The sequence below is a fragment of the Paraburkholderia youngii genome (genome assembly GCF_013366925.1).
GTDB classification, from domain to species: domain Bacteria; phylum Pseudomonadota; class Gammaproteobacteria; order Burkholderiales; family Burkholderiaceae; genus Paraburkholderia; species Paraburkholderia youngii.
The window spans coordinates 1,330,225-1,343,461 of the sequence record NZ_JAALDK010000001.1 but is presented as its reverse complement, the minus strand read 5'-3'; the positions used below and the strand labels follow the sequence as shown (position 1 = coordinate 1,343,461).

The window sequence follows — 13,237 nt, the reverse complement described above, 5'->3', positions numbered from 1 at the left end:
TGAATGACAGTGTTTTTTATCGGCGCGGGTCCGGGCGACCCGGAACTGATCACGGTGAAAGGGCAGCGTCTCGTGCGCAGTTGCCCGGTGATCCTGTATGCGGGGTCGCTGGTGCCGGCGGCGGTGCTCGAAGGTCATAGCGCCGAACAGGTCGTCAACACCGCGGAACTCGATCTCGACCAGATCGTCGCGCTGCTCGCGGCGGCACACGCGAAGGGCCAGCATGTCGCGCGCGTGCATTCGGGCGATCCGTCGCTGTACGGTGCGATCGGCGAGCAGATCCGCCGCTTGCGCGAGTTGGACATTCCTTACGAAATCGTACCCGGCGTGACCGCGACGGCCGCATGCGCGGCGGCGCTCGGCTGCGAGCTGACGCTGCCCGGCGTGTCGCAAACGCTGATCCTCACGCGCTACGCGAGCAAAACGTCGATGCCCGAAGGCGAGCAGTTGGCCGATCTCGCGCGGCATCGCGCGACGCTGGCGATTCACCTCGGCGTGCGGCATCTTGTACGCATCGTCGATGAATTGCGGCCGCATTACGGCGGCGCGTGTCCGATCGCCGTGATTTATCGTGCGAGCTGGCCCGACGAGGAAAAGATCACCGGCACGCTCGACGATATCGTCGCGAAAGTGCAGGGCAGCGCGATCGAGCGCACCGCGCTGATTCTGGTCGGGCAGGTGCTGGCCGCCGAAGGTTTCGCCGATTCGACGCTGTATGGGAGCGGCAGTTGACGGTGCCGTGACAGCCTCTTGGGTGCCGGAAAGCGGCGTGGCTTGTCGATCATAATGTGACGCAGCGCGCGAGCGTGGCCTTCCGTTTCCTGGCAAAACGCGAAAACGCGAAAGCGCGAAAATCCGCAAGTTCTGCACCGCCACGCGGCGTGCAGACCGCTATCGTGGCGCCATGATGAAGCCCAACACCGAACGTGATTACCGTCGACGGATCGCTCGCGTGGTCGAGGCCATCCTGGTCGAGCCCGGCGCGCGACACACGCTCGACAGCCTCGCGGCCGTCGCGCATATGTCGCCATACCACTTCCACCGGATTTATCGCGCGTTGATGGGCGAGAGCGTCGTCGATACCGTCAAGCGTCTGCGGCTCGCCGAGGCGGCGCAGCGGCTGACCGACGCCGCGCAAGTCACGGCGGTCGCGCACGACGCTGGCTACGACAGCCCCCAGGCGTTCGCGCGTGCGTTTCGCGATTTCGCCGGTGTATCGCCGAGCGAGTTCAGGACCCGGCAGCGGCATCTGGTGGGGAATCCGGCGGCTTCGGCGGCTTTGGCGCGGACGCGGCGAACGGCGCATGCGCGCATCGCGCGGCATGGCGAAGGCGATCGCATAGGCGTTGACGGCTGCAGCGACGAATACGCTGAAAACCAAAGCACGCCCGCATTACCATCCGTCGAAGTCATCGAGATCGCGCCGCTCGACGTGCTATGCCTTCGCCATGACGGCCCGGTCGCGACGATCGGCCAGACCTTCCACACGCTGATGACGACGTTGCGCTGCGACGAGAACCCGGTGTTGCAACAGCGCGTCGGCATCTGCGCGCGCGATCCGTCGATGGCTGGCGGGCTTTGCTACCACGCGGGAGTCGTCGCGGGGTCGCCGGCGGCGTGCAGCGATGCGATGCGACGGCTCGACGATGCCGCGCAACGCTCGCGTGTTGCGGGGCCGCCACCGGGCATCGAGCCGCTGCGGCTCGAAGGCGGGCTGTACGCGGTGCACCGCCTCGTCGGTCCTTATGCGCTGATCTCGCCGACTTTCAGGGCGCTGTACAGCGGCTGGCTGCCCCGCAGCGGCTACCGGCGCGATCAGCGGCCGGGGCTCGAACTGTATCGAAGCGCGCCCGATCGCGGCGCGCTGGACCCCTGCATTACCGATCTGCTGATCCCCATTCGCGAGGACTAACCATGATGCGTCGAAGCTGTGCCGCGCTGTCGAGCGCGGTGGTGGTGTCGTTGAGCGTGGCATTGTCGGGGGCGCTGGGCGGCGCGATGTGGGCTGCGTCGCCGGCGCATGCCGACGCGCGAACCGCATCCGCCGACTGGCATGTCGGCGAGACGAGCCGCGTGTTTCATCCCGACGTGGCCCGCAACTGGCGCGGCGCGCAAACGCAGGCGCTGATCACGCGCATCTGGTATCCGGCCGATGCGACGCAAGCCGAGACGCCCCACGATATCGGCGCGCCCGGCCATCCGATGTTCGTCGGCCACGCCGCCGCCGACGATGCGCCGCTGTCCACCGCGCAGCCGAAATACCCGTTGCTGCTGCTGTCGCATGGCACCGGCGGCAGCGCGGACAGTCTCGACTGGCTCGCGGCATCGCTGGCCGCGCAGGGCTATATCGTCGCGGGCGTCAATCATCCGGGCAACAACGCGCTGGAGCCGCGCACGCGCGACGGGTTCATCCTCTGGTGGGAGCGCGCGACCGACTTGAGCGAAGTGCTCGACGGCGTGCTCGCGGACCCGCGTTTCGGTCCGCGCATCGACACGACGCGGATCGGCGCGCTCGGCTTTTCGCTCGGCGGCTACGCGGTGCTCGAAGTCGCGGGCGCACGTACCGATCGCGCGGCGTTCGAGCGTTTTTGCACGTCGCCCGAAGCCGATGCGATCTGCTCGCCGCCCGAAGCCGCGAGTCTCGCGCACGCGCCGGACGCGCCGGCGTTGACGGTCGACGGGCTATCGGCCGAAACGAATGCATCGCGCGCGCGTTCGGGCGACTCGTATCGTGATCCGCGCGTCAAGGCGGCGTTCGCGATCGCGCCCGCGCCCGGCGAGGCGTTCAACAGTTCGTCGTTCAAGGAAGTGACGATTCCGGTCGCGCTGCTCGCGGGCGAGGCGGACACGACGGCGCCCGTCAACACCAATATTCACCGCATCGCGGGCTTCATGCCGCAAGCGACGGTGACGATGGTGCCGGGCGCCTCGCACTACACCTTCATGGATGTGTGCGAGCCCGAGCTGATGGAGCGTCTGGCGCCGATCTGCAAGGACGGGCCGGGCGTCGATCGCGCCGCGATTCATGCGCGAACCGCGGCACAGGTACGTGATTTCTTCGCGGCGACGCTGCCGGCGCGCGGGCGTGAAGATTGAGTATTGCGGGACATGAAGGGCGTAGTATCGGTATGTTGAGTGCGTCGACGGCCCGGAGGAGGCCTTACTGCGGCGCATCGGCGCGGCCGCGCATGACGGCCGCTCAGGTGTATGCACCTTGCGCAGAATGCGTGCTCGCGCCAGGGCAGCCGGCCAGCCGGCCGGTTTGGGCATGAGCGTTGCGTATTCGGATTTCCCTTTGACACACGGAGGACAACCATGAGGATCGAATTCACCGGACGGCGGGAAGTGGTGGCTGCTGCGCGCGTCGCCTACGAGGCCAATGTGGACGGGAAGGACGTATGGTGCAGCGTGTCGCTCGACGCGCTCAATGACCATTTCGGCAACGGCAGCCTCGGCAACGGCGCCCCGTCGGCTCACGATCTGGTGGGAACGTTCGAGGCGAACCGCGCCCGCATTGAAAATGCTACGCGGCGGGTGCTCGAACGCAACGGGGGACGGTCCGTGGAACTCGAAACGCGCGACTTCGATTGAGCGGCCCGCCTGCGCGTATCGGGTCAACTGATTCGCGCCGCGGTGGAAAGGACTCTTCCACCGCGGCGACTATATCCGCGACGCCGGCGCGGCTACAGTATCGACGCACACATTGCTTCATGCGTGTGAGCGAGAGAGTTGGACCCGGCTGCCGGCAGCCGGGTCTTTTTTTATGGGCGCGTCCAGGCACACCATTATTTCGCTGGCAATTCGCCGCTGGAGCGTCCGACGATTAGCACGGTGATTCGCGCGACGAGTGAAAGGCTGCGGTATAGTCGCGGCAAACTTTAAATCCGTCTCTTCGATTCTCTGGAGAAAATCGTGCAGGAAATCATCGAAGGTCTGATCCGCTTTCAACGCGAGGTCTTTCCACAGCAAAGCGCGCTCTTCAAGCGTTTATCGACCGCGCAGAATCCCAGCACGCTCTTCGTGACCTGTTCGGACAGCCGCGTGGTGCCGGAACTGCTGACGCAGACCGAGCCGGGGTCGCTGTTCGTGATCCGCAACGCGGGCAACATCGTGCCGTCGTATGGCCCGGAGCCGGGCGGCGTGTCGGCAACCGTCGAATATGCGATCGCCGTGCTCGGCGTGACCGACATCGTGATCTGCGGCCATTCGAACTGCGGCGCGATGACGGCGATCTCGTCCTGCACGAACCTGGAGCACATGCCGGCGGTCGCGAGCTGGCTGCGTCACGCGGATGCGGCGAAAGCGATCAACGCGTCGCGTCACTATTGCTCGGATGCGGAGCGTCTCGCGGCGCTGGTCAAGGACAACGTGATCGCGCAGCTGGCCAATATCCGCACGCATCCGTCGGTGGCGGTCGGACTCGTGAACAAGACGCTGCGGCTGCATGGCTGGATCTTCAATATCGAAAGCGGCGAAATGCTCGCGCTCGATGGGAATACCGGTAACTTTTTGTCGCTTACAGAGAATCCGGAAATTTATGCGGGTTGACGTGGCATTTAAAACGGGTTTTTGCTTTGAGAAATTAACAGCCCGAGCTTGCTGAAAGCCTTGCCTAAAAAGAACGCGGCGCAGCGGATTTTCCGGTGCGCCGCGTTGTTTTTTGAGGGTTGACCGGCGCTGCTCGGCTCATCGGGCCTGTTCTTTGCCGGGTTGCCGTATATGCCGCTCGGTGAGGCGGTCGCGATCGTCTATTCGGAGACCTTGCTCGTGATCGTGCTGGCGCCGCTGCTGTTGCATGAAACGCTGAAGCCGCGCGACGCGCTGGCCGCGGCGGTCGGTTTCGCCGGCATGCTGCTGGTGGTGCGTCCCGACGGCTCGCATTCGAGCTGGCTCGGCCCGGCGCAGCTGATTGCGAGTGCGTTGTGCGGTGCGCTGTCGATCATCCAGATCAAACGCATCAAGGCGAGCGACGATTCGGGCACCACCGTGCTGTACTTCACGCTGGTTGGCACCGCGGTGATGGGTGTATCGCTGATCTTCGCGTGGCGCACCCCGTCGTTCGATGCGCTCGCGATCATGGCGCTGCTCGGCGCGCTCGCGACGGCGGGACAGTTGCTGATGACGATGGCGTTCCGCGATGCCGACGCCGGCGCGCTCGCGCCGTACAACTACACGAGCATCGTGTGGGCCGCGCTATTCGGCTACCTGGTGTGGGGCGAGACGATTGGCGGGATATCGATGCTGGGTATCGCGTTGATCGTCGGCAGTTCGGTTGCTGTCGCGATGCGCCGCAAGACCGAGGAAGGGCCGCTCGTTTAAGCCCTCTTGGGACTCCGATTAAAGGGCCCGTTTGCACAGAAGAATACCCGTCGGATTCGGACACACCCACGACCAGATCCGCCGATTCGTCAGTTGTTGGGTCTAAAAGGAAAACACTGTCCTTCGGATCGCCGACACTTTGACTAATGGGTCGTCGATCTGTCGGAATGGGGAGCGTGCTTTGTACAGCGAACCGAGAATGATCGTGTTGACGGGCCTCGTCTTCGGCGCGGTGACGATTGGGGCCTACGTGTCGCAGTTGGACAACGACTGGTCGTCCGGCCGGGACGTGAGCCTCGTCGCCGATGGCGAACGGGGTGTCGGCGCGACGGGCGCGGCGGCGACGCGGCACCATGCGCTGCGCGACGACGTGACTGCGCTGCGGTCTCAGCCGGCCGCGTCGATCGGAGCGCAGGCAGGCGACGCACTGGCCATCGCGGCGCTACAGTACGCGCGGGAGTCGAACAAGCCGCAACCGCAGGTGCAACCGCAGCCGCAGCCGACGAATCTGCCGCCACAGCCCGCGGTCACTTCGAACCGGACCCAGGCGCCGCCCGCGGCAAAGACCGTGCGCGCACACCATAGCCGGATTGCATCGGGCACCACCACGAAACCGCATTCAGCGCAAAGCGCTGTGACGACATCGGGTACTCACGCACGGGGCAGCAGCTACCGGAAAAGTTCTACTGCCGAGCGCTCCGGCAAGAAAGCGGCTGGCGTGATGCCAGAGGCGCGGCCGTCGCCGCCACATGCAACGCAAGGCGTCGAATCGGCGTGGTCGATGCCGCGCGCGGGGCAGACCAGCGAGGCCGTGACTCAAGCGGTTGCCAACAGCGGCCCCAAAACCCGCGCCGAGGTAGAGGCCGAACTCGTGCGCGCGAGAGAGAACGGCACGATGCCCGCGTTCGGCAGACCCGCACCGTCGGGACCTGGAGCGCACTGAAGCAGGGCGCCGCGCCGCGTCCCATCAACCTTTAGATCAACGACGCGGCGAGCCGCGCGAAGGTGGTCTCGTCGGTGCGATCGAACGCGAGTGGCGTGACCGATACGCGGCCCGCCGCGACCGTCGCCGTTTCGCTGTCGGCATCGTTCTCGCGCGGGCCGCGATCGAAGCGCAGCCAGTGATACGCGATGCCGCGCGGATCGACTTCCGGCAGCACCTCGATGTCCCTGACGAGCCCGACGCCCTGGCGCGTCGGCGTCAGCGGACCGGCATCGGCGGCATCGACGTCCGGGAAGTTGATGTTCAGGCAGGTCGGCGCCGCATGCTCGATCGCGAGCAACTGACGGATCACGCCGGGCGCGAGCGTGCGCGCGGTTTCCCAGCGCACGCGCCCGCGATCGGTGAATACCTGGCTCAGCGCGAACGACGGCAGCCCGAGCAGCAGCCCCGTCATCGCCGCGCCGACCGTGCCCGAAAACATCGTTTCGATGCCGAGATTGCCGCCGCGATTGACGCCGGACAGCACCAGCGTCGGCGGCGCCTCGCGCATCAGATGACGCACGCCCATCACGACGCAATCGCCGGGCGTGCCGGTCACGCCGAAACGGCGTTCGCCCTGGCGGCTCACGCGCAGCGGCGAATGCAGGCTGATCGAATGCGACGTACCGCTCTGGTCGTGCTCGGGCGCGACCACCCAGACTTCGTGCGCGAGCTCGGCGGCAACCGCTTCGAGCACGGCGAGGCCGGGCGCGTCGATACCGTCGTCGTTCGTCAGCAGCACTCGCGGCACCTTGGATTTGTAAGCGGACATCGATTCAATCTCCTGTGGGTCGGTCAATGGATCGTAGGGAAGGGACGCCCATTATCCGGCTTTCATTCGACGCGCGTACGATGACGTTGAGCCGCTAACCGACCCAGGACGACCCGCCATGCAGATCGACCCGTTTGAGATTGCGATCGCCGATCAGGACATCGACGATTTGCGCCACCGCATCCGTGCGACCCGCTGGGCGCCCGCGACGCCCGCGCCCGCGTGGCAGCAGGGCGCCGACCCGGCCTGGCTGCGCGAACTCGCGACCTATTGGGCTGGGCAATTCGACTGGCGCGCGGCCGAACGCAAGTTGAACCGGCTGCCGCAATTTCTCGCCGACGTGAACGGCCAGACCGTGCACTTCGCGCATCGGCGCGCCGCGAGCGTCACACCGGGATTCCAGGCTTATCCGCTCGTGATCACGCACGGCTGGCCCGGTTCGTTCTTCGAGTTTCACGCGCTGCTCGATCAGTTGTGCGATCCGGCCGCGTTCGGCGCCGATCCCGCCGACGCCTTCGACGTCGTCACGCCGTCGCTGCCGGGCTTCGCGTTTTCGCCTGCGCCCGCGCAGGCCGGCATGTCCGCGTTCCAGGTCGCGGACCTGTGGGTGTCGCTGATGCGCGGGCTCGGCTACGAGCGCTTCGGCGCGCAGGGCGGCGATCTTGGCGCGGGCGTGTCGATCGCGTTGGCCGCGCATCATCCGCGGGTGGTCGACGGCATCCACCTGAACTTCCTGCCGAGTTCCTACGAGCCGGCGATCGGCGCGGCGCAGCGGGAGCTGACCCCGGCCGAGCGGGACTATCTGCGCGAGAAGAACGACTGGGCCGCACTCGAAGGCGGCTACGCGCATCAGCACAGCACCAAACCGCTGACCGTCGCCGCGTCGCTGAACGATTCGCCCGTGGGACTCGCCGCATGGATCGGCGAGAAGTTTCGCGCGTGGAGCGATTGCGACGGCGACGTCGAAAGCGTGTTCTCGATCGACGAGCTCCTGACCAACATCTCGCTGTACTGGTTCACGCAGTGCATCGGCCCGGCGATGCAGATGTATTGGGAAAACCGCCTGCAGCCGATGCGTTTCACCGACGGCGAGCGCATCGACACGCCAGTCGGCTTCGCGCTGTTTCCGAAAGAGATCAATCATCCGCCGCGCAGCTGGCTCGAACGAACCTTCAACGTCGTGCAGTGGAGCGAAATGCCGGCCGGCGGGCACTTCGCGGCGATGGAAAAGCCCGAGTTGCTGGCGGCCGAGATTCGCAAGTTCTTCAGGCCGTTGCGGCAGAAAACACGTTAGGCCGCAGCGTAGCGCGCAAAAAGCGCATCGCACACGGCGCAAACTTCAACCCGGGAGACCCACGGCATGAGCGCACCCGTCACGCTGCTTCTGTTCGACCTGGAAGGTGTGCTGTCGCACTACGACCGCGCCGCGCGTGTCGAGCGTCTCGCGGCGATCGCGGGCTGCACGGAAGAGACCGTGCGTCATGCGATCTGGGGCTCGGGACTCGAGGCGCGCGCCGACGGCGGCGAAATCAGCGACGACGAATATCTGCGCGAACTCGGCGCGCTGCTCGGTTATCCGGTGAGCCGCGCCGAATGGCTCGACGCGCGGCTCGCGTCGATCATGCCAAACGAAGCGGCGCTCGCGCTGGCGTCGCGCGCGGCGCAGCGTTGCCGCATCGCGATACTGACCAACAACTGCCGCCTGCTGACCGACCACATCGCTTATCTGAATCCGCCCGTGGCGCGGCTGTTCGGGCCGCACGTCTATTCGTCGGCGGTGTTCGGCGCGGCGAAGCCCGCCGCGCAAACCTATCTGCGCTGCGTCGAACGGCTCGGCGCGGCCGCAACGGAGACGCTGTTCATCGACGACAGCGAGGCCAACGTGGACGGCGCGCTCGCGGCTGGGTTGCAGGCCTACCGGTTCGTCGACGCGGATGGCCTGGCGGTCGAATTCGCGCGGCGGGGTGTGCTTTAGCCGCTGCGATGACGGTCGAACTTCCACGCACGAGGGCACCATAACCGCTATGGCACTTGCGTCGAACCACGATCACCGCCGCCGCTTTCTGCGCGCGGCGCTCGGATTACCGGCAACACTCGCGTGGTCGCGCGTCACGTCCGCACAGACTGAAACACCCGCGCAATCCGGTACCTCCTTACCCCGCATGAACCGCCGCGCGATCCCGTCCACCGGCGAAGTGCTGCCCGTGATCGGCTGCGGCACGTGGCGCACCTTCGACGTCGGCGACGATGCCGCCGCGCGCGCCCAACTCGCCGACGTACTGCGCATCCTGTTCGAAGCGGGCGGCTCGGTGATCGATTCTTCGCCGATGTACGGTTCGTCGGAAGCGGTCGCGGGCGCGCTGCTCACCCAGCTCGACGCGCATCGCAAGGCCTTCGTCGCCACCAAGGTCTGGACCGAGGGACGCGCAGCCGGCATCGCGCAGATGGAGGAATCGCTGCGGCGTTTTCAGCAGCCGCATGTCGATCTGATGCAGATCCACAATCTGCTCGACTGGCGCACGCAGCTCGCGACGTTGCGCGACTGGAAAGCGCGCGGCCGGATTCGCTATCTCGGCATCACGCATTACACGTCGAGCGCGTTCGACGACGTCGCGGCGGTGATGCGCAGCGAGAAGCCCGACTTCGTGCAGATCAACTACGCCGCCGACGACCGCGCGGCCGAGCAACGCATCCTGCCGCTCGCGGCCGATCTCGGCATCGGCGTCGTGATCAATCAGCCGTTCGGCGGCGGTGGTTTGCTCGCGCGCGTGATGAAAACGCCGCTGCCCGCATGGGCCGCGGAAATCGGCTGCACGAGCTGGGCGCAGATTCTGTTGAAATTCGTGCTCGCGCAGCCTGCGGTGACGGTCGTGATTCCCGGCACCGGCCGGCCGCAATACATGGCGGACAACGTGCGCGCGGGATCGGGACCGCTGCCCGACGCCGCGATGCGCGCGCGGATCATCGCGGCGGTCGGCGGCTGACGCGATGCGCAATCCAGTGCGCAATCCGTCACGGTGTTTACGCGCCGCTTTCCATTTGCATACACGCGCCGCGTCCCGCAAACGCCGCACGATCCGGGAATAAAACCCGCCACACGACAGTCATGCCTCACGAACCGGGTTCGGTTCGGCGAATCCCTATCGTGAGGTCATCATGTCGTCACAACATTCATTCGATCCGGCGCGTCGCGGCGCGCTGAAGTGTCTTGCGTTCGGTGGCCTGGGCACCGTGTTCATGCTGTCGGGCGGCGTGCTGACGCCGGTCGAACTCGCGCTCGCGGCCGACGCGAACACCGCGACGCCAGTGGCGGGCACGCCGCTTTTCCTGCAGATCAGCGACACGCATATCGGCTTCAACAAGGAAGCGAATCCCGACGTCGCGGGCACGCTGAAACAGACGATCGATTACGTCAACGCGATGCCGTCGCGGCCGCCGCTCGCGATTCACACCGGCGACATCACGCATCTGTCGAAGCCCTCTGAATTCGATCTGGCCGCGCAGCTGATGTCGGGATTGAAGATCACCGAGCTGCACACGGTCCCCGGCGAGCATGACGTCACCGACGGCCCCGGCACCGAGTACTTCAACCGTTTCGGCAAGGCGTCGGATAACCGCGGCTATTACAGCTTCGATCATCAGGGCGTGCATTTCGTCGGCCTCGTCAACGTGATGCATTTCAAGCCGAATGGCCTCGGCGGTCTCGGCAGCGAGCAGCTCGAATGGCTCGAAAACGATCTGAAAGGCCGCACGTCGAGCACCCCGGTCGTCGTGTTCGCGCACATGCCGATGTGGACGATCTACGAGCCGTGGGGCTGGGGCACGGGTGACGCGGGACAGGCGATGGACTATCTGAAGCGCTTCGGTTCGGTGACGGTGCTGAACGGTCACATTCACCAGATCGTGACGAAGGTCGAAGGCAACGTGACGTTCCATACCGCGCGCTCGACCGCCTATCCGCAACCGACCGCCGGCCAGGGCGAAGGCCCGGGGCCGCTGAAGGTCGCGAGCGACCAGTTGCCGAAGATGCTCGGCGTGACGAGCGTCAGCATCGCGCGTCATCCGCTGAAGGCGACGCTGGACGACACGACGCTCGCCTGACCGTACGCGCTACTTTTACGCTCGAGGAGATCAATGATGCCAACCAACCTGATGGACCGAGTACTCGCAGTTGCGCTCGGCGGTGCCGCGATTCTGGCGGTGTCGGCGGGGCTCGGCTTCGCGCAAACCACCATGCCGATGCAGATGCCGATGAAGCCGGCGCAGCAGCAGACCGTCGCGGCGACGCCTAACGCGATGTTCATGAAAAACTTTAATTTCACGCCGACGGATTTGACCATCAAGGCGGGCACGACGGTCACATGGAAAAATCTCGACGGCGAGCCGCACACCGTGGTCAACGACGCGGGGCTGTTCCGCTCGGCCGCGCTCGATCAGAACGACACCTATCAATTCAAATTCGATAAACCGGGCGTGTACAAGATCTTCTGTGGCATTCATCCGAACATGAGGGCCACCATTACCGTGCAATGAGCGGTGCCATGAGCGGCGAGGCGAACCTGGCAACCCGCGCCGCTCACGCGGTATGCAGCTCGCTCAACCGGCACAGCAGAATCCCGTAGCCGGTCAGATGTCCGAGGTACACGCTCGTAAACACGTTCGACGCGGGCAGGTCCTCGGTCAGTTGACGCAGGTCCTCGATATGCAGAGGCGGGGCGTCGAGCGGCGGACGCTCGACTCGCAGGTCCGCCGCCTCGGCCAGTTGCCGGTGAGCGCTGACGAGCCGCGCGAGCCGCGCGAGAAACATTTCGCGCCACGCGGCATCGAGCGCGGCGAACTGATCGTGAAACGTGTCCATCGTTTCCAGAAAATTGACCAGCGAATCGAAAGTCTCCTGATAGCACGCGAACACCGGCAGCCTTGCCGCGTTGCGCTTCAGATGTGGCGACACCCACGCCTGCTCGAGATCGGTCTTCAGCAGCAGGTGAGCCTGCTTCAGGTTCGTGCTCAGCGTGCGCAGCTTCGAGGCCGCCGGCTTGATCTGCACTTTGTCGAGCTGAGCCGCGGCTAGTTGCGCGACGACATCGGTGGCCTCTTCGTTGCCGTCGTTGACGAGCGTGTTCGCCCAGTAGCCGTGATCGGGCGGAAACGCGATCTGCTGGATCACGAAGCCGAGGAACATACCGAGTACCACGCCGATCAGACGCTGCTCGAGCAGAGGGAGATGTTCGCCCGTATAGAGCACGAGCGTGATCGGCACCGTGATGCTGGTCATCTGGAACAGCGACGGCCGCAGCGCGACGATGCTGAAGATCACGAGCGGCAGCAGTGCCGCGCCCATCCACAGGTGCGGTGCGGTCAGCCAGATCAGCAGCGTGCCGATCGGCATCGCCACCACGTTGGAAAACACCCGCTTGTAGAAGTAGCTTCGCGCCGCCGAAATCGAGCTACCGAGCGCCAGCGTCAGCATCGTCGAACCGGCGAGCGGCACGGCCGCGTCGGGAAAACCGAGCAGGTACGGGATGCCGAAACCGATCCACAGGCCGAGCGTCAGCTTCGTGTACCTGGCGGTTTCCGAAAGAGAAAAGCGCGCGAGCGCGCGGCGCAGCGGCGTGAGGGGTTGGTGCTGATGCCTGTTCGACATGATTCTCATGCTGACCGATGAGGTGGGGCCGGGCCGCGTCAGGCCGCGCCGCGTCAGGCACGGCGCGCGTTCGCGACATGCGCGCAGGTGACCTTACCACCGGGCGCGAACGGTTTCGGGAATTCGCACGCTATCAGGTTCGCGAGATGCTGCTTAAGGGCGCGCGGCGCTCAGTCCCACGAGGGTTTCAAACGGCGCTGTCGGGGTGCGCGTGAGTGCACCTTCAGGCGCGGTTGTTGCATGCGAAACGGCCACCGCTATGGCGCGTTTCGCTGAACCCGCGTCGCATCGGGCGTCGCGGTGTCGGCAGGCGCGCGGCTGGCTGTCGAGCGATTAGGGAGTTGGAGTTTTTACCAGCTTTGCGCACTTTTTTGCCAACTCACGCGGTATCCGGCGGCGTCGTTCGAAGCACCTGGAAGCGACGCGGAAACGCAACGCTGCTGTGTTGTCGGCGGTTCGCGACAGGATTACATTCATTGAGCATTGCGTGCGGCGGCAGCCCGCGAGCGCGGCTTACGCG

General features: G+C 65.6%; 13 protein-coding genes and 1 pseudogene. 12 read left to right on the top strand and 2 right to left on the bottom strand.

Annotated elements, in window-relative coordinates:
- The first annotated feature begins 3 nt into the window (after positions 1-3).
- From cobM to G5S42_RS06230, 7 genes and pseudogenes are all read left to right on the top strand, one after another.
- Positions 4-732 (top strand): precorrin-4 C(11)-methyltransferase, encoded by a 729-nt coding sequence (gene cobM, locus G5S42_RS06260; protein WP_176106004.1) that lies wholly within the window; start codon positions 4-6, stop codon positions 730-732.
- Between the two features lie 175 nt (positions 733-907).
- Positions 908-1,912: an AraC family transcriptional regulator gene (locus tag G5S42_RS06255; protein ID WP_246391829.1), complete on the top strand. Its 1,005-nt coding sequence runs from the start codon at positions 908-910 to the stop codon at positions 1,910-1,912.
- Positions 1,913-1,914: 2 nt separating this feature from the next.
- Entirely contained in the window at positions 1,915-3,096 is a 1,182-nt protein-coding gene (locus G5S42_RS06250) for an alpha/beta hydrolase family protein (protein ID WP_176106002.1), read from the top strand.
- 219 nt (positions 3,097-3,315) lie between these two features.
- On the top strand, positions 3,316-3,591 hold the full coding sequence (locus tag G5S42_RS06245) for a DUF1488 family protein (protein ID WP_013091756.1): 276 nt from the start codon (positions 3,316-3,318) through the stop codon (positions 3,589-3,591).
- A 321-nt stretch (positions 3,592-3,912) separates the two neighbouring features.
- The gene (locus G5S42_RS06240; RefSeq protein WP_176106001.1) at positions 3,913-4,548 is read left to right on the top strand and encodes a carbonic anhydrase; all 636 of its coding nucleotides are present in this window, start codon (positions 3,913-3,915) and stop codon (positions 4,546-4,548) included.
- 129 nt (positions 4,549-4,677) lie between these two features.
- Positions 4,678-5,319, top strand: a pseudogene (locus G5S42_RS06235) (DMT family transporter); the annotation flags it as partial.
- A 199-nt stretch (positions 5,320-5,518) separates the two neighbouring features.
- Entirely contained in the window at positions 5,519-6,262 is a 744-nt protein-coding gene (locus G5S42_RS06230; RefSeq protein WP_176106000.1) for a DUF4148 domain-containing protein, read from the top strand.
- Between the two features lie 31 nt (positions 6,263-6,293).
- Here the strand turns inward: G5S42_RS06230 and surE are convergent, their stop codons facing one another.
- Entirely contained in the window at positions 6,294-7,073 is a 780-nt protein-coding gene (gene surE, locus G5S42_RS06225) for a 5'/3'-nucleotidase SurE (protein ID WP_176105999.1), read from the bottom strand.
- A 118-nt stretch (positions 7,074-7,191) separates the two neighbouring features.
- On the opposite strand from surE, the gene G5S42_RS06220 reads away from it, so the two are divergent.
- The 5 genes from G5S42_RS06220 (at position 7,192) to G5S42_RS06200 (ending at position 11,606) form a co-directional block, all read left to right on the top strand.
- Positions 7,192-8,367 (top strand): epoxide hydrolase family protein, encoded by a 1,176-nt coding sequence (locus G5S42_RS06220; protein ID WP_176105998.1) that lies wholly within the window; start codon positions 7,192-7,194, stop codon positions 8,365-8,367.
- Between the two features lie 66 nt (positions 8,368-8,433).
- A complete protein-coding gene (locus G5S42_RS06215) occupies positions 8,434-9,048 on the top strand; it encodes an HAD family hydrolase (protein WP_176105997.1) in 615 nt (204 codons plus the stop codon).
- 49 nt (positions 9,049-9,097) lie between these two features.
- Positions 9,098-10,057 (top strand): aldo/keto reductase, encoded by a 960-nt coding sequence (locus G5S42_RS06210; protein ID WP_176105996.1) that lies wholly within the window; start codon positions 9,098-9,100, stop codon positions 10,055-10,057.
- A 172-nt stretch (positions 10,058-10,229) separates the two neighbouring features.
- A complete protein-coding gene (locus G5S42_RS06205) occupies positions 10,230-11,174 on the top strand; it encodes a metallophosphoesterase family protein (RefSeq protein ID WP_176105995.1) in 945 nt (314 codons plus the stop codon).
- A 36-nt stretch (positions 11,175-11,210) separates the two neighbouring features.
- Positions 11,211-11,606 (top strand): cupredoxin domain-containing protein, encoded by a 396-nt coding sequence (locus G5S42_RS06200; protein WP_176110378.1) that lies wholly within the window; start codon positions 11,211-11,213, stop codon positions 11,604-11,606.
- A 43-nt stretch (positions 11,607-11,649) separates the two neighbouring features.
- Here the strand turns inward: G5S42_RS06200 and G5S42_RS06195 are convergent, their stop codons facing one another.
- Positions 11,650-12,717: an aromatic acid exporter family protein gene (locus tag G5S42_RS06195; RefSeq protein ID WP_176105994.1), complete on the bottom strand. Its 1,068-nt coding sequence runs from the start codon at positions 12,715-12,717 to the stop codon at positions 11,650-11,652.
- Positions 12,718-13,237: the final 520 nt, after the last annotated feature.